The organism is Polaribacter filamentus (genome assembly GCF_002943715.1).
Lineage (GTDB): Bacteria > Bacteroidota > Bacteroidia > Flavobacteriales > Flavobacteriaceae > Polaribacter > Polaribacter filamentus.
On record NZ_MQUA01000013.1, the window covers coordinates 2,472,999 to 2,490,895 of the forward strand.

General features: G+C 30.5%; 19 protein-coding genes. All 19 read left to right on the forward strand.

What is annotated here, in order from left to right; all coding sequences use genetic code 11:
* The first annotated feature begins 14 nt into the window (after positions 1–14).
* The 19 genes from BST83_RS13305 (at position 15) to BST83_RS13400 (ending at position 17,876) form a co-directional block, all read left to right on the forward strand.
* Positions 15–491: a hypothetical protein gene (locus tag BST83_RS13305; protein WP_104810215.1), complete on the forward strand. Its 477-nt coding sequence runs from the start codon at positions 15–17 to the stop codon at positions 489–491.
* A gap of 76 nt (positions 492–567) precedes the next feature.
* Positions 568–1,869: a S49 family peptidase gene (locus tag BST83_RS13310; RefSeq protein ID WP_104810216.1), complete on the forward strand. Its 1,302-nt coding sequence runs from the start codon at positions 568–570 to the stop codon at positions 1,867–1,869.
* A gap of 12 nt (positions 1,870–1,881) precedes the next feature.
* Positions 1,882–2,895 carry a hypothetical protein gene (locus tag BST83_RS13315; protein ID WP_104810217.1) on the forward strand — a complete coding sequence of 338 codons (1,014 nt, stop codon included), beginning with the start codon at positions 1,882–1,884 and terminating at the stop codon, positions 2,893–2,895.
* 10 nt (positions 2,896–2,905) lie between these two features.
* Entirely contained in the window at positions 2,906–3,226 is a 321-nt protein-coding gene (locus BST83_RS13320) for a hypothetical protein (protein ID WP_104810218.1), read from the forward strand.
* A gap of 6 nt (positions 3,227–3,232) precedes the next feature.
* Complete coding sequence (locus BST83_RS13325) at positions 3,233–3,799, forward strand: hypothetical protein (protein ID WP_104810219.1); 567 nt, start codon at positions 3,233–3,235, stop codon at positions 3,797–3,799.
* A gap of 110 nt (positions 3,800–3,909) precedes the next feature.
* Entirely contained in the window at positions 3,910–4,725 is an 816-nt protein-coding gene (locus BST83_RS13330; protein ID WP_104810220.1) for a hypothetical protein, read from the forward strand.
* On the forward strand, positions 4,715–5,962 hold the full coding sequence (locus BST83_RS13335) for a DNA modification methylase (RefSeq protein WP_104810221.1): 1,248 nt from the start codon (positions 4,715–4,717) through the stop codon (positions 5,960–5,962). Before BST83_RS13330 ends, BST83_RS13335 begins: the two co-directional genes overlap by 11 nt.
* A 168-nt stretch (positions 5,963–6,130) precedes the next feature.
* Positions 6,131–6,409 (forward strand): hypothetical protein, encoded by a 279-nt coding sequence (locus BST83_RS13340; protein WP_104810222.1) that lies wholly within the window; start codon positions 6,131–6,133, stop codon positions 6,407–6,409.
* Between the two features lie 63 nt (positions 6,410–6,472).
* Positions 6,473–7,048 carry a hypothetical protein gene (locus tag BST83_RS13345; protein WP_104810223.1) on the forward strand — a complete coding sequence of 192 codons (576 nt, stop codon included), beginning with the start codon at positions 6,473–6,475 and terminating at the stop codon, positions 7,046–7,048.
* Position 7,049: 1 nt separating this feature from the next.
* Positions 7,050–8,579, forward strand: coding sequence for a terminase large subunit domain-containing protein (locus BST83_RS13350; RefSeq protein WP_240614754.1), 1,530 nt, complete (start codon positions 7,050–7,052; stop codon positions 8,577–8,579).
* A gap of 287 nt (positions 8,580–8,866) precedes the next feature.
* Positions 8,867–9,205 (forward strand): hypothetical protein, encoded by a 339-nt coding sequence (locus BST83_RS13355; protein ID WP_104810224.1) that lies wholly within the window; start codon positions 8,867–8,869, stop codon positions 9,203–9,205.
* Entirely contained in the window at positions 9,205–10,587 is a 1,383-nt protein-coding gene (locus BST83_RS13360; protein WP_104810225.1) for a hypothetical protein, read from the forward strand. The genes BST83_RS13355 and BST83_RS13360 overlap by 1 nt, the downstream gene beginning before the upstream one ends.
* A complete protein-coding gene (locus BST83_RS13365; protein ID WP_104810226.1) occupies positions 10,584–11,528 on the forward strand; it encodes a DUF6712 family protein in 945 nt (314 codons plus the stop codon). The genes BST83_RS13360 and BST83_RS13365 overlap by 4 nt, the downstream gene beginning before the upstream one ends.
* A 42-nt stretch (positions 11,529–11,570) precedes the next feature.
* The gene (locus tag BST83_RS13370; RefSeq protein ID WP_104810227.1) at positions 11,571–12,311 is read left to right on the forward strand and encodes a hypothetical protein; all 741 of its coding nucleotides are present in this window, start codon (positions 11,571–11,573) and stop codon (positions 12,309–12,311) included.
* Between the two features lie 168 nt (positions 12,312–12,479).
* Positions 12,480–15,128, forward strand: a complete 2,649-nt coding sequence (locus tag BST83_RS13375; protein ID WP_104810228.1) for a tail fiber domain-containing protein — start codon at positions 12,480–12,482, stop codon at positions 15,126–15,128.
* A gap of 308 nt (positions 15,129–15,436) precedes the next feature.
* Positions 15,437–16,102 (forward strand): peptidoglycan recognition protein family protein, encoded by a 666-nt coding sequence (locus BST83_RS13385; protein WP_240614755.1) that lies wholly within the window; start codon positions 15,437–15,439, stop codon positions 16,100–16,102.
* 12 nt (positions 16,103–16,114) lie between these two features.
* Positions 16,115–16,537, forward strand: coding sequence for a hypothetical protein (locus tag BST83_RS13390; protein ID WP_104810230.1), 423 nt, complete (start codon positions 16,115–16,117; stop codon positions 16,535–16,537).
* Between the two features lie 41 nt (positions 16,538–16,578).
* A complete protein-coding gene (locus BST83_RS13395; protein ID WP_104810231.1) occupies positions 16,579–17,367 on the forward strand; it encodes a hypothetical protein in 789 nt (262 codons plus the stop codon).
* Entirely contained in the window at positions 17,367–17,876 is a 510-nt protein-coding gene (locus tag BST83_RS13400; protein WP_104810232.1) for a hypothetical protein, read from the forward strand. The genes BST83_RS13395 and BST83_RS13400 overlap by 1 nt, the downstream gene beginning before the upstream one ends.
* Positions 17,877–17,897 lie beyond the last annotated feature (21 nt).

The window sequence follows — 17,897 nt, forward strand, 5'->3', positions numbered from 1 at the left end:
AATATTTATCCAATATGGTAATAATTTCACAGACCAAAAAAGAAGAGTATGGAGGTTTTCAATCTCTAGAAATTATTCGTGTAAAAGATATTTTAAACTGCCCGGTTGTATTAACAAATCAAAATACATCAGATTTTACATATAATACAAACCAAACTAACGATGCTATAATTACTCCGGTTGGAGAAACTATTAATTTAATTGGTACTCCTAAAAAGACTGCAGGAGGAATTTTATATACTATAAAAGGTGGTTTTGAAGTTATGTATTTAGATGTTGCTGTAGATAATTTACTGCAAGATTACCAGGAGGAAAATATTATTATAAAAGCGTACACGAATAATAAGAGTTTTTTAATATATGGTTCTCTAGAATTTCCTTTAACCTTTAATTATAGTATTCAACATGCTAAAAAGATTGAAACTACTAGCAAGTATATTTGTTCTATAATTGGTGAAACTCCACAAAAACCAGTATTAGCAAAGGTTTAAGATACCTGTGTAAAACTGTCCTATTTAAAAACTACTTATTAAAATATGTTTGTAAGGTGCAAAAAGCATTTTACAGATGAGTATTAATAATTTACATTCTTTATTAAGTGGAAAATGGTTTATAGAAAAAGCGTATGCTTCTTCTTTAATGCCTTCTTTAATTACCATTTTAAATGGTAACACTCTAGATTTTAATAAAAAAGAATCTAAAGAACATTTAAAAATTTCAGCTTCTAGTGTTAATGTTTCTAATTCTAATCAAAATTCTAATAGTAGTAACGAAAGTTATGTTTTAATAGTTTCCTTAAAAAATCCTATTTATAAGTATAATCAAAGTTGTGGTCCTAGAGGAACTAAGTCTAAGCAATCTTTAATAGCTTCTTATCAATCAGACCCAAACTGTAAAGGAATTGTATTAGACATCGATTCTGGAGGAGGGCAAGTTTCTGGAACACCAGAATTTCATGATTTTATTAAAAATTTTTCCAAACCAGTTGTAGCATATACAGATGGTTTAATGTGTTCTGCAGCTTATTACATAGGTTGTGCAGCAGATCATATAATAGCAAATAAAAGAGTTGATGCAATTGGTTCTATAGGAACTATGGTTTCTTTTTTAGATATGACAGGTTATTATGAAAAGAAAGGTGCTAAATTAATTTCTGAGTATGCTACCAAATCTACAGATAAGAATAAAGATTACGAAGAACTTTTAAAAGGTAATCCAGAAGGATATATCAAAAATCAATTAGATCCAATTACAGATGAGTTTCATAAAGATGTGAAAGGTTCTAGACCTAATATTAAAGATTCGGTTTTAACTGGTGGTGTTTATAAAGCACAACAATCTTTAGACAATGGTTTAATTGATGAGATAGGTACACTACAAACTGCAATCGATAAAGTATTTGCATTAGCAAGTACTTCTTCAAATACTAACAATAATTCCAATAATATGAGTAAAGAAATTAAAGCACCTAGCATTCAAAATGCTTTAGGTTATGAAACTCCTTTTCAATCAACTGATGAAGGTGTTTTTTTACAAGAAGCAGAAGTAGTTACAGTAGAAGCAGCTTTAACAACTGCAAATACTAATGTAACCAACATTACTGCAGAAAGAGACACAGCAAATACAAATGTAGCTGCTGCAAATACTACAATAGATGCAGCCTTAACAGGAGCAGAAATTAAGTTTACTCCAGAAATGAGTGTTTCAGAAAAAGTGACACTTTTAGAAAACCAACGCAAAGAATTTGCAGGTAAATCTGGTGGCGGAAAAACCGGTGTTCCTAATGGAGGAGATGATGTAATTGATGGTGCTGCTGAACAAAAAGTGTACGCTCATAATGAGGAAGCAAATAAATTATTAAACAATTAAATTTTATATAACATGGCAACAATGACCGTAGCAAGTATTAAATCTGAATTAGATGAATACGTAGCACAAAATAAATCAGTTATTTCTACAGGCGTTTATGCAGGTGAAATAGAAATTGATAAGTACTGTAAAAAGTTATCAAAAGTAAAAGGGAAGTATCCGCAGTTTCATAAAGTGATGACTCGAGTGGTACAGGGTTTTAAATCTGAATGGCAAGCTCTTGGAGAAATGCAATTTAGAGCTAAGGCTTTAGAAAACTTCCGCCAAAAAGTAAACTTACCTATTAAAGTAGATGAGATTTATGGTTCTTGGTTAAGTGATCTAAAAATTGAAGGGAAGACTCCAGAAGAGCAACCAATTGCAAAAGTAATTATTGAAGAGCTTTTAGAAAAAATTATTGATGATGTTTCAGATTTATCGATTATTGGAGATAGAAGTGGTGGTACTGCAGATGGTAACTTTGGGTACTCAATAAACGGATTTAACAAATTACTGTCTTTAGTTTTGGTTAATACCGTTAACCCTTGTTATCATATTCCTTTAGCTGCAATTACTTCTGTAAATGTTTTAGATCAGATGAAAGTTTATGAAAGATCTCTTCCTAAAAAGAGTAGAAAAAAATTGAAGCAAATTTTTGTATCTGATAATGTTGCTTTAATGTATGCAGATGCAATTATAGAAAAGTATGGAGATCATACTAATTACAACGAATCTAGAACTACACAAACTGAAACTCATAAAATGCCTATTGTAGGAATTTCAGATTTAAATGATAATGTAGTTTTTTGTACTCATGAAGAAAATATGTTGAAGTTAATTGATGTAATTGACAATCCTGCTACAATTACTGACACTCAAGTGCAAGATTATGATTTAAAAATCTTTGTTGAGTTTTCTTTAGGTTATGACTTTGCAATTAATGAAGTTATTTTTGTTGCAAACTTTGATGGTGTAACACCCGCAGGTTTACAAGACAATGCATTAAATGCCTTGTATTATGCATCTCAGAATTTACCAACCGTATAAGATATAGATCATGGCAAAAAAAGATGAATTAATAGTAACAGCAGAATCTCTTGGTATAGCTACTGAGGGATTAAATGTTGCTCAGTTAGAAGAAGCAATTGCAGATTCTGCAAAATCTAAGTTAGTAGATGAAGCAGTTGTAGAAGCTAAAACAAAAGAATTAGCCACTGCTTTTACTCATGAAGGTAAAACTTATGGTTTATCAGATTTAACTCCTAAAACCTTAAAAGTTTTAGATGATGTGTACACTCAAGAAGAATTACTGCAAAACAAAGATGCAATGGAGTTTCTTATTGTTGGTAATTCTTGTTTCATTAAACGTTTAAAATAAAAACCAATGGCAAAACATACGATAAAAGTAGAAGAAATTGGAGGAGCAATACTAGAAGCTTCTGGTGGTTTTTCTCATATAGATATATTAATTGCTCGTTTTAGCGATTTTGCAACCATCCAAGATGTACCTGGTATTGAAGGAGATGGTGTTTTAGCAACATCAGCTATTGAAGCAGCAACAATTGCAGGAGATCATGCTTTTACTGTAGGATTTGGATTTGCTAGAATTACTGCAATTCAAGATAAAAACGGTTTAGAATCTCCGTTAATTGGAGATGCAAAAGTGCATGAGAACAAACTTAATGTAATTGTTAAAGGTTCTGATGCAGCAGTAATTGGTGCTTTACGTTTGTATAAAAACGAAAGATTAATTGTTTTAGCTAGAGAAGCAGGTTCTGGAAGTTACAGACAATTAGGCCACTCTAAATATGCTGCAGAAATTATAGAAGCAAACGCAAAAGTTGCTCCAGAATACGAAGGAGAAAATACAACTATGTTTGTTATAAGAGATAAAAATCATGTTGCTGCACCTTTTTATACAGGTACAATTACAATGCAACCAACAGCATAATTACTTTTCATAATTATTTTTTTGAATTTGAATTTGTTGAAAAACCACTCTTTATTGAGTGGTTTTTTTCTGTCCTAATTTTAACAATTGTTATTTCTTTATTTAGCCAGATGACAGTTAATGATTGGTTTAATAATGGTTGTAATTATAAAGAGGGTGTTGCTTTATATAGTTCTCTTCCAAAACACAATAAAAACCTAGCAACCGTTTTTTCTAGAAAAGAAACCCCTCAAAACAGAATGAAGCTTAAATATGAGCTTCAGAAAAATCTTACCCCAACAATTGGAATTGCTGAAAATTCTGCGATACCCAAAACACTTAAAAGAATTATTCAAATAAATATTGATGCATCACCAAAAAGTAAACCTACAGAGAATAAATTCTTTAGAAAATTATTAATTAATCAATTACCAATAGAATTGCACCCTTTCTATATTCGTCAAAAATTTGACTACACTACTTACTGCAGTTTAAAAATGCAGTTGAATGAAATAAACGCAGTTAAAGACCAATTTGGCAACGTTATTTTAGACAGGGATGCCAAACCTAAGACAAAGCCACAAACTGATTTAGATATTGAAAAAGCAAGAGTAATCTGCCTAAAAATAGAAACATTGTTTGATGCTATTGATAAAACTTGGCAAATTATAGATCACTACTTAGAAACTAAAGAAGTTGTTATTCTTCAAGAAAAGACTTTTGAAAATATAACTGGAGTAGACGTTTATAAAAAACTAAACTCTGTTCGTGGTTCTATTACCAGACAAACCACGAGACACAAAATATTAACCAAAAATTTAGAGGCTGCCATTGCTAAAAAGTTTGTTATAAAATACGAACGTGATTTAGCAAAATGCACCGCTAAACTAATGCAATTAAACCAGGATAAAATTAAATTAATAAACTTAAGAGATAATGAAAAATGATTCGCAACCATTAGAGTGGACCACTCAAAAAATGAAAGTAAACGAGTTAATTCCTTGTGAATATAATCCTCGAAAAATTACTCCGGAAAGATTAGAAAAACTAAAAAAAAGTATTGAGAAATACAATGTTGCCGAAATCCCTGCAGTAAATAAAGACAGAATAATTATTGCAGGGCATCAAAGAATTAAAGCTTTGATTGATTTAGGAAGAGGAGAAGATATTATTGATGTAAGACTACCAAACAGACAATTAACAAAAGAAGAGTTTAAGGAATACAATATTATTTCGAATGTTCCTGTTGGTTTTTGGGATATTGAAAAACTAGATGAAGCTTTTGATGATATTGATTTATTGTCTTTAGGTTTAGATATCGAAAATTATGAGTTACCTGCCGATGTGCAAGAAATGCCAAAGATTTTAGAAGCTGTTGAAGATGATTATCAGGAGCCAGAAAACTTAAAAATTGATGTTATTGAAGGTGATATAATAACATTTACAAAAGACAATTTAGAACATAGGCTTTTATGTGGTTCTTCTACTGAAGTTGATAGTTGGAGTAAATTATTAGATGGCAAAGAAATTGATTTAGTAAATACAGATCCTCCTTATAATGTAAATTATGAAGGTAAAACAAAAGCAAAACTAAAAATACAAAATGACAAAATGGATAATGATTCTTTTTATCAATTTTTATATGATTTTTTTACTGCAATTGGTTCTTTTACTAAACCAGGAGGTGGTTTTTATGTTTGGTTTGCTACTTCAGAAACTATTAATTTTATGAAAGCAATGATTGCTGCAGGTATTCTATATAAACAGACGTTAATATGGAAAAAGAATTCTCTAGTAATGTCTAGACAAGATTACCACTGGATCCATGAGCCTTGTTTATATGGATGGAAACCAGGAGCAGCGCATAATTGGTACACAGACAGAAAACAAACAACAGTTTTAGAGTTTGACAGACCTTTTAGAAATGCAGAACATCCAACAATGAAACCAATTCCTTTAATTTCTTATCAAATTAATAACAGTAGTAAGATTGGAGATATTGTTGCAGATGGTTTTGGTGGTTCTGGTTCAACAATGGTTGCTAGCCATCAATTAGAAAGAAATGCATATCTAATAGAATTAGAACCTAGATATTGTCAAGTAACTATTGACAGAATGTTTAAACTAGATAATTCTATTCAAATAAAAATAAATGGTAAATCTTATATTCCTGATATAGATTAATAAAAAAGCTCCTTAATAAGGAGCTTTTTTTTATCTTTACAATGCGAAACATTTTTTATTAAAAACAAGGAGGAAAGTACATCCCACGTAAGTACAGGCTTTTGCCTGTATTTTCCTTGTTTGGTTAATGTTTCGCAACCTTACGTGGGTATTTAAAACTTTCTTATCATGATTGACACTAAACCACAAGTAACTGCATTTCTTAGAAGTAATTTTAAATCATCTACTTTAGAACACGCAACTCATAAACTATCTTCTTCTGCTTTATTATCCTTGCTTTTTAATGTATTTCCAGAAGATTCTATTGATGATTATGATTTGTTTGATATTCTAACTACTCTTGGATACAAACCATTGAAACAAAGTTCTACTTCTGAAGGTAAAGAAGAAACTGTTTATATCAGTTTTGTTTGGTGTTTGGAGGAAATATCTAATACATCAGTGTAATTTAAATATGTCCTATTATAAAGAATTAACAATTGTCATTTTTACACAGATAAAAATGATACAATGTCAAATTCACTTCCTAGAATAACTCTTAACGATACCACTTTTGATAAAGTCTGGGCATATTATAAAACTCCTGGTAAAGTAACTTTAACTCCAAAGCAAGAACAAAAGCGCGAACGATGGTTAACGCTCTTTAGTTTACGTTTAAAATTCCATTCTAGACTGCAGGCAATTAATGCCTATATAGATCTTTATAAGCAAAAAGAAATTGAAATATCAGAATCTCAAGCTTATAAAGACATGTCTAATGCCTTGCGTTTGTTTGGTGATGTTCATAAGGCGGATAGACAAGCTTCTTTAGTAATTCTACAAGAATATGCCCACAAGGTTTTTTTAATGGCTATAAAACAGAAAAACCCACTTGCAGCATCTGCAGCACTTACCAAAATGGAAAAATATATGGAGATTGATAGAATAGATGCTATCAACTTTAACCCTGCTAAATTAGAAGATAAACCAGATCATTATTCTGTACCGGCTATTGTTTTAGAAGCAATTAAAGAGCAGTTTAAAAAAGGTGAAATAGACTTTAATAATTTAGAAATAGAGGATATTCCTCATGAAGAAATTCAATAAAATGAGTAGTAAATCTAATAAAATTTACAGGCGGATTGTTTTAAACGGTATTCAGTTAATGGCATTCTTTGCTGTTACAATTGGTGGTTTTAAAAAAATCTATTTAGAATGGGGTCGTGGAACCGGTAAGAGTTTTATGTTGGCTTTTTTTATGAAGAAAATGGTAAAGCAAATGCCTGGTGCTGCATTTGGTTTGGTTGGTTCTTCTTATCAACAAATACTAGCAAGAACATTACCAAGTACCAAGAAAGGTTTAGCTGTTTTAGGAATCTATGAAAATGTAGATTATGTAGTTGGAAAAAGTGGAGAAAAATATGGTTTTGAAATGCCTTTTGAAACTCCAGATAAATGGAACAATGTTATCCATTTTAGTAATGGTGCAATATTTCATCTTATTTCTTTAGATACAGCCAATAGTGGACGTGGTTTTAATCTATTTGGTGTTCTTGGAGATGAGGCTGCATTGTTTGATCCAGAGAAATTATACTACAATGTTAAAACTACCAATAGAGCTAAGTCAGAACGTTTTCCAAAAGCTTCTTTATTAGGTTGTGAAATTTATGCTTCTTCTACTCCACTATCTAAAAAAGGGAAATGGTTTACGGACATGAATGATAAGATTAAGAATAAGGAAGTAAAAAATCCAGAGATATATTTATTCTTAAAAGCATCTGCATTAGTTAATAAATTAAATCTAAGAGCAGATTGGTTTGATGAAATGTTTGATGAATGTCCTTCTGAATTAATATATAATGCAGAGATCTTAAACATAAGACCTAAAGAGATCCTAAACGGATTCTATCCACAATTTAACCAGGAGAATATTTATACTGATTATGACAAGGAATATCAAGAAGAATTAATAAAATGCTATTCACTTAAAGACTTAACATGTAAGCAAGATAATGATATTGTAAGGGATAAACCGTTGATACTATCTATTGACTGGGGTTTATTTCTATGTGCTGTTGTATCTCAAAATCTAGCGAAAGAGTATAGAAACTTAAAAGGTTTCCACACACAACAGCCGGATATTATAGATGATTTAATAGAGAAGTTCTGTGATTACTATGCCCCTTTAAAGAATAAGAAAGTGCATCTTTATTATGGCCATGATGGTAATAAGATTAAGCCAGACAGAAAGAATGAAACCTATGGAGATGAAGTTAAACGTCTACTAAAAGCAAGAGGCTGGACTGTTATTGATAAATCTAAAGGTAAACCTGCAGCTCCACACAATGCAAAGTATGCGTTGATTAATCTAATGTTTAAGTCATCTGCATCAAGATACAAGAATATAACTATTAACGAATACAATTGTCCGGACTTAATAATCTCATTAGAAAGAGCCGAAGCTACTGAAGGAAGAAATGGTATTGAAAAGCTAAAGAAAGATGAGAAGAACAAATCTTTAAAGCAACAGCATACAACGCACTACTCAGATGCATTTGACATACCAATCTATGACTTGTTTAAATCTCTTTTGAAAAAAGACAAGGAGAACTGGGATCTGTACCAATCCAAGAAGTAATTTTCATATATCCTTATTTTTATTAAATAACAATTGTCAAAATTCAAAGGTGTCGGCGTGAGTTTCTGTTTAAAAAACAATAATTTAAGCTAAATTTTAAAGGTTAATAATTTGTTTATCAGAATTTTAACTAAAAATAAATGAGAATTCACATTAAAAACCACACCTTTTTTCATGTTTTAAAGTATTCCTACTGCATTTTTTAAAAGAAAGTAGAGTTTTTAAAGAAATTCTATAGATTTAAATATGTCCTATTTTAAAATTGTACATGGCAATACTTTAGCCTTATGAGTACAGTTGGTTTTTCTGAATGTTTAGCAATCATTAATCAAAAAGATAAAAGAGGAAACTCTGTTCCTTTTGATGCTGATGTTTATTCATTAAACAAAAATTCTAAAAAAGGTGGTGTTTTAAAAATTTACAGAAATGTAAAATTACTTGCTTGGGAAAAGCAGGAAAGAACTTTAAGAGGTCAAATTAAAGCTGCATCTACTGAAGTTAGAAGTAAAAGAAATCCTAATCATTTTAACAACCGTACTCGAAACATTGAATTAGCTAACGGAGAAATTAAAAAAATCCATTTAAGGCTTATTGATAGTATTAACGCAAAGAAAGTTTTACCATAATGACAAAGAAAAAAACATTTAACAATAATTATATAGGTGTTGTTGGAGATGGTCAAGCTGTCTTACAGGTTAATAATAAAAGTTCTTCAACAAAAAAAGACACTGCTAAACCTACAGAAGTAATATTATTTACAGAAGACAAAGAGCAAAACAAAATAGCTGCTTGGGGTACAAGTAATAAATTTCCTCAAGAACTTTTAGCAGATGTTAGAAAAAACGGAGCTGCAACTTCTGGTTTAAATGCTGTTAGAGATAATCATTACGGAGGCGGTTTCATTCTTTTTAAAGAAAAATACGAAGAAGAAAAAAACGGAGACACAAAAAGAAAGCTAGTTCAACAATCTTTTTTACAACACCCTAAGATTAATGCTTTTTTTAAGAGCAATCAGATGAAAACTTTCTTTAAAGAAAGTATTGCCGATTTAGAATACTTTGCAATTGCTTTTCCAGAATATGTTACTTCTAATGACTACAATGCTATTAATGAAATTTACAGACAAAAATCTGCACAATGTAGATTTGAGTTAATGGATGAAAAAACAGGCGTTATAAAAAATGTTTGGATTTCTACAAAGTGGCATAAAAAAGCAGATTTAACAGAAGGCACTTTTGCAAAACCTGTTAGATATATAAATCCTGCGTGGTCTTCAGAAACAGTAAAAGAGTACTGTAAAAAATATAAGATAACCAGGTTTATAAGACCTGTTCATTATCCTATGTTAGATGAAAATTACTATCCAGTTGCACCTTGGCATTCGGCATATTACAGTAAATGGATCCACGTTTCCAATTCAATACCAGAATTTAAAAAAGCGTTGTTTGAAAATCAATCTACAATAAAATATCACATAGAAGTAGACAACGATTATTTTATATCAAAATATGAAGATGCCTGGGATGATTTTTCTGTAGATGAAAAAGAAAAAGTAAGAAAAGAGTTTGTAGATTTTATAGACACCAGTTTAAGAGATACTAAAAATACTGGGAAGTCTATTTGGTCCATGATTTATAGAGATATTGAAGGAAAAGAAATACCTGGTTTAAAAATTACTGCTATAGATGATAAATTAAAAGACGGTGCCTTTTTGCCAGACGGCGTTGTTGCAAATGATGAAATACTTTCTGCAATTTCTGTAGATGGTTGTATTATTTCTTCTGGCCAAGTTGGAGGAATTGGTGCAGGTTCTGGTTCTGATAAAAGAGTTGCTTGGGATATTCTGTCTGCAAGAGCAATTCCTAAAAGAGAATATTATTTATCTCCCTTTGAATTCATTCAACAATATAATGGTTGGGATGAAACTTTAGTAGGTGCTTTTCAAAATACTCAAATTACCACACTAGATGTAAATCCAACTGGCACTAAAAAAACTGCAAACATATGATAACCAAAGACATTACAGACATCCAAAAATATGCAAAAGTAAGTTCCTCTTTTACTTATGCTTTGTTATCTCCAGAACTTTCAGACGTAGCAGACAACCAAATTGCAAAAGCTATTTCTTTAGAAGAATATGCAATTTTAGATGCTTATACAGGTTTAGACGTAATTGTAAAACAAGCAATCGAGTTTATTAAAAAAGCAGAAATCAATTTAGCTTTATTTAATTACATGGCTGTAGGTGGTCTTCAAATTACAAAAGGAGGCATTTCTGTTCTAACACCGAAAGACCAAGAACCCGCAGAAAAAGTAGATAAACGAGATGCATTGCGTTTGTATAAAAAGAAAGGTTACAAAGCAATTGATAATGTTTTGGCGCTCTTCGATAAAAACGAAGACAAGTTTACTTCATGGAAAACATCAGAGCAGTACACAAAGTTTAAAGATGTACTGGTAAACAATACTGCAGAATTTCAAGAACATTATAACATTTTTAATTCCAGACAAACATTTATCCATTTGGTTCCAGAATTAAAAATAGTAGAACAGCAATATTTAATTCCTGGTGTAACCCTTGCAACTTTAAAAGAATTAAAAACTTCTATAAGCGTAGATCCAATTTTTACAGAAGTAAAAAACCTAGTTTCTAAAGCAGCAGTATTATATACAGTTTCAAAAAATTTAGGATCCGGTTTGTTTTATCAATCTTCTAATGGTTTCGAATTACGTTTCGACATTTTAGATTATGAGAGAAACTTTACCAATGCAAAAGAAATTTCTACGCACTTAATAAAACAGCGAAAAGAAAAAAAGAATGAAGCAAAAGAGTTTTTAAAAACAGCTTTAAAAACGATTAAAGAAAACCCAATATTGTTTAGTTACACAGAATTAACAGTTACAAGAGCAACTCCATTTATTAATGGTAAAGGAGTTGTTGCAATTTAATCTGTCCTATTTAAAAACCATTAACTAAAATATATTTGAAATATGACACTGATACTTTCTGCAAATAATGTTACACATCAAGAAGAAGCTGCACAAGCTTCTGCTACTGCATTAGTAGATTTAAAAATATGGTTAGCAGAGAATATTACAAATGCAGATGTAGCACATTTTAGAGTAAAAGACAATAACCTTTACAAGCTAAATACACCGATACCTTTTACAACGATAGATTTTGCAACAGAATTTACTGAAGGTAAATGGTCTTTATTAATAAAAGGATCTAATGTAGATTTTACACAAACTATTTTAAATCTTATCAATGCAAAAGAAAACATTACAGATGTAGATGATAAGCTAGATTTATTAGAAAATAAAATTTTAGGAGGAGCAGGTGATGCATTTGACACTTTACTAGAGTTGTTTGATTTAATATCTGAAAACGATCAAGATATTACAGGTATTTTAACTGCCTTAGCAAACAGACTAAGATTTGATATTAACAGCCAAAACCTATCAACTACCCAAAAAACCAACGCCTTAACAAATTTAGGAATTAGTGCAAAAGAAATAATTGCTTCGGGTGCAGTATTTGCATGGCATAAAAAACCAAGTAATGCCACAGCAACATTAGCAGCAACAGAAATTATTACAAACGGACGAATTTCGGACACCATACACATAAAATCAGCAGAATATGTTTCTGGAGATATAAATGCATTCGGAACATTAGCGGGTTTTTTTAAAGATGGGAGTTATAAAAAAGTAGAATATAGAAATTTTTAAAATAAAGAAAATGAAAAAATTAGCAAAATAATTTTAATTTTATTACTAATAAACATTAGTAAAATCTTCGGACAAGATACAGCGTATCCTCCAAAATTTATTGATGTAACATTAGGCACAAAAGCAGATAGTGTTGCTGTTTTAGGGAATGATGGTTTGTTAAAGTATGTGCCCAGAAGTAATTATTTTAGTGATTATGCTACATTGTTATGGGCTACTGCTTTAGATGCCCAAAACGTTAAATTAACAGGAAACCAAAGTATAGCAGGTGAAAAAACATTTACAGATGTTGTTGTAATGACTAATAGACTTGATTTAAATGATTCTTTAGATAATACTTTTATTGGTGAAGATTCTGGAATAGATAATACAACAGGAGCTAGAAATACATCTTTAGGGTATCAAAGTTTAACCAATAACACAACAGGAGTAAACAATGTATCTCTAGGGCATACATCAATGTTTTCTAATACAACAGGATTTACAAATATATCAATAGGTTATGCTTCACTTCGTTCAAATATAGGTGGTGATGAAAATTTATCCATAGGTTCATCTGCTTTATTTTCTAATACAGAAGGAAATGAAAACACAGCTTTAGGCGTTCAAAGTTTAAGTAAAATTACGACAGGAAGCTCTAATATAGGTGTTGGAAATAGGTCAGGAAGAAATATTGCAGATGGCACAACTGCAAACGAAACAGGGTCAAACTCTATTTTTATAGGTCAAGATACAAGAGCAAATGCAGATGGAGAAAGCAACCAAATTGTCATTGGTTATTCTGCTAAAGGAAACGGTAGCAATACGGTTACTATAGGAAACGATATTATTACAGATACTTACTTAAAAGGTGATGTTCAAGGGTCAGGAGCAGCCACCTTCGCTTCTAGTGTAAGTGCAACTAATTTTATTGGAAACTTAAATGGTTTAAATTCAGACCACTTTGTTCAAGGAAGTAATTCTAGTAGATGGTTGAGTCCAGGAGGTACTGCTATTGATGTCAATACTATATATAAAGCAGGATTCTATGCTTTAAGTGGTCTTAATTCTAATGTTCCAAGTACAGGAGATGCAGCATTACTTAATATGCCTTCTTGGCAAGGGAATTTAAGTTCTTCTCAAAGATATAATTTTCAGTTATTTTCTAAATTAAATAGTAGTGACGTTTATAATAGAGGTACTGATATTAATGGTGCTGGTACTTGGTATAAAATGTTAAATACTGCAAACTTTATTGCAGGCACTAACTATCAAGCTCCTTTGTCTAATGTAGCGTTTACTAATGTAAATAACAACTTTAGTGTAGCTCAAACCTTCGCTTCTAGTGTAAGTGCAACGGATGGGTTGTTTAGTGGGGCTAATGCTAAAATAAGCGTAAATAATACAACATCAACTTTATCTGATATAACTCTTTTAGATTTAACTTCTGTTGTTATTGGGTCAGGAGTAGGAAACGAAAGAGCTATTCTTTTAGGTCAAAATGATACACCTTCTAGGCAAGCTAAAATTTATTATAAACAAAATGCTCCAAACGGACAATTGCCTTCTTTACATTTTTCAACAGGAGATGTAGAAGCCTTAAGATTAAACTCCGACCAATCAGCCACCTTCGCTTCTAGTGTAAGTGCAACTAAGGCAACAATAAATGGAGGTGCTACAATAACAGAAGTCTCTAATTTTGGAAGCAATGCAAATACAGTTTTTAGCCTTGCAAATCCTTCGGTTAAATTAGGTATAGGTTATAATTCTGCGGATATTCCTTTAATACAAGGTTATAGTAGCACTAACGCTGTAAAAAATGTTTCACTTAATCCTTACGGTGGAAATATTATGATTGGAAGTAGCACAAACAACGGTTCTAAACTACAAGTAAACGGCGCAGCCACCTTCGCTTCTAGTGTAAGTGCAGGAGGAACAATAGAATCTACAGGAAATATTTTTAGGACTAGGTTTAACTCAACATATTTTACAGACCTAACCACAAGTTCAATTAGTTTTAATGGTGCTAGTCAAACTTTTAGTTTAATACAAAACGGAGTTAATAGGTTTAAAATAGAAAGTAACGGTTCAGCCACCTTCGCTTCTAGTGTAAGTGCAACGGATTTTACAGGAAATTGGAATGGTGGAGATATAAACAATGATGCAACTTTTCAAAACGGTAAAGTTTTAAGATTTGAAAGAGATACATATAATACAAGGCAAGTTGGTATTAATTCACAGGGTTTTTATCTCTACGATGTTGATAGAGCACAAGTAGTATTTAGTTCTTCTGATGCAACAGGCGCAGCCACCTTCGCTTCTAGTGTAAGTGCTACGGGTGGGATATTTAGTGGAGATGTTTTAATTGGTAAAACAGTAACTGACGACAATGTAAACGGAGCTACAGTTAAAGAAATTGGACTAATATCTGCTTCAAGGTCAGGAAACGTTTCAGGAATATTTAACAGAAATTCTAGTACAGGAAGCTTAGTTCTTTTTAGACAAGCAGGAACACAAGTTGGTAGTATATCTGTGACAGGTTCTGCAACATCTTACAACACTTCTTCTGATTACAGGTTAAAAGAAGATTTAAAAGATTTTAACGGTCTTGAAATGATTTCTAATATTCCTGTTTATGATTACAAATGGAAAGTAGACGAAAGCAGAAGTTACGGTGTAATGGCTCACGAATTACAAGAGGTTTTACCACAAGCAGTAAGTGGGGAAAAAGATGCAGAAGAAATGCAAGGTGTAGACTATTCTAAGATAGTGCCTTTATTAATAAAAGCGATACAAGAGTTAAAAGCAGAAATTGAATTACTTAAAAATAAAAACTAACAAAATGGAACATTTTTTTATGAATTACATAGATTTTAAACTTTTTATAATAATAATTCTTTCGGGAATTTACATTGTTAAATACACAACAGATTTTATAAAAATTAAAGCTGTTTATAAAGTACTTCTTTCTTCTATTATTTTTTCTGTGATCTTTTATTTTGCCAATGAATGCAAAGCTGAATGTGTAATAAAATATTTAATTACCTATTTATTAGCAACTTCTTTTTATGAAATTTTTGTAAAAATTGCGATAGATAAAATGGAAAGTTTCTTAAAAAGAATAAAACAAATAAAATTTAAACAAATTGGAAAATACAAAAACTTTTTTATTAAATATTTTCGCTTATGCTTTTACCGGTTCATACATAGCTATGGATTTAGAGAGCTTAAAAAGCCTTCTTTTATTTGCGGGAGCAATAATTCTTTTAATTCTTCAAATTAGATTGTACTTTTTAAAAATTAAAAACGAAAAGAAAGGAAAAAATAAAAATTTAATTATGTCAAAATTAAAATACTTAATAATTCATTGCACTGCTACACCAGAAGGTAGAGAAGTTACAAAAGAAGATATTGAACAATGGCATTTAGTTGAGCGTGGTTGGTCTAGGGTAGGTTATAGAGATATAATACATTTAAATGGTGGTCTAGAAAATTTGATTGATTATAATCAAGATGATACAATAGATCCTTGGGAAATTTCTAATGGTGCACATGGTTTTAATGGTAATTCAGCGCATGTTGTTTATGTAGGCGGAACTGAAAAAAATGATATTAAAAAGTCAAAAGATACCAGAACTTTTGAGCAACATAGATCTTTACAATTATATGTTTTATTTATGATTTTAAGGCATCCTAATATTAAAGTTATAGGCCATAATGAAGTATCTAAAAAAGATTGTCCTGGCTTTAATGTTGGTGAATGGCTAAGATCAATTTGTGTTGATGAAATTAATATTGGTTTGAAAAAATAAATCTATAAGTTGATGAAAAATTATTTACAGATTGTGTTAATTGTTTTATTAATTGGTTGTAAATCTACGCAACAAACAAAAAATAATCAGTTAGATGTTACGTCTGTAAAGAATGAAAAAAAAGAAAATACTTTTCAACTTTCACAAGTGGATTTAAATTCTAAAGAAATAGTATTATTAACAGCAGATCCAAAAAAACCAACCACCATCACAGATGCAAATGGCCATCAACAAAAATTTCAAAATGTAAAAAGCATCACAATCAAATCAGTAAAGAATAAAAAAAAAGATTCTTTAGTTTCAAATAAAATAGAATCATCAGAAAATAGTATAGACAAATCAAAAATAAAGGAAACAGCATCCTCTATTTCAGATACTGTTCAATACAAAGGTATATTTATTGCAATTGCATCTTCTATTTTTTTATCCTTATAATTTATCTAGTCTTTAAATTTAAAAAATAACACGACTAACAAATGCAAAACTTAGTTTTTAAAATACCTACTTCCTGGAATAGTTTATCAAATAATCAACTGATAAAAATAAGTTTGTTATTGTTTTCTAAACAGAACACAAAATTACTAGACTATAAGCTTTTTAAAGTATTTGTAAATTACAAATGGTTTAAATTTAAAATCCTTAAAAAAATAATACTGCTTTTTAAAGTAAGGCAAGTATCAGAAATTAAAAAACACTTTTATTTTTTTTATAAAAAACAAGATTTAACCAGGTTTATACCTGTTGTGAAAATAAAAAGCAAAAAATATTTTGCTCCTGCAGATAGATTAACAAATTTCACAATTGGAGAGTTTTCTGTTTGTGAAGATTTATATCTTGGTTATTTAAGAAATGTAAATAATAAAGAGGCTAATTTCGGAGAAAGTTACTTGCAGTATCTATTTGCAGTACTGTATATTAACTCTAAAAATAAAGTAAGACCCATCTTTAACAAAGACTTGTTAGAAGAAATGGTTGCTAAAACAGAAAATGTTAAAACCAAGTATTTATTTGCTGCACTATTAAGTTACAAAGGTTGTAGAGATGCAATTTCTAGTAACAAAAAATACAAACATATATTTCCAAAACAAAAAGAAGAAACGAAACAAATATCAGAGATACCACAATCTTCTGGTTTCTCTGATGTTATTTTAAGTTTCTCTAATAAGGTTTTTGGAGATTATCACAAAACATTTAAAACCAATTTATACACCTTTTTAGATGGGTATGAAATGGCATTGTCTAACCTGCCAAAAGACCAGAAATAATGAGCCAAATTACATTTAATGATATTATTGCCAAGCTAAAAGAATTAGGAGATTCTCATGTAGATATTAAAACAAATTATCGTTGGAATTTTGCTGAGTTTGATGGAGATGTAAGACCAGACACCGTTTTTCCATTAATGACGTATGAAGGTCCAGATGTGCAACCTGCTGTTTCAGAAAGTTCTCCTTTATTAAATTTTACCAACGCATTTAATATTTTAGGAATGCAGGATGTAGATACTTCTGATGTTTTAGATGAAGCTGCACAAAACCAAGTTTTAAACAACAATTTAGTAATTGCTTTAGAAGTAGTTAGAAAATTAAAAGAGTTTTCTGCAACTCCTTTTATAGATGGCGTTAAAAATAACTGGTATGGTATTTTCGATTTATTACAGGTTTCACTTACAAAAGTAGGCCCTGTAACAACACACTATTTATATGGTTATCGTTGCGAGTTTGTTTTAAATCCTAAATTTAGCTTGGTTGTAGATGGTGATAAATGGGTGTAATTTAAATCTGTCCTATTTAAA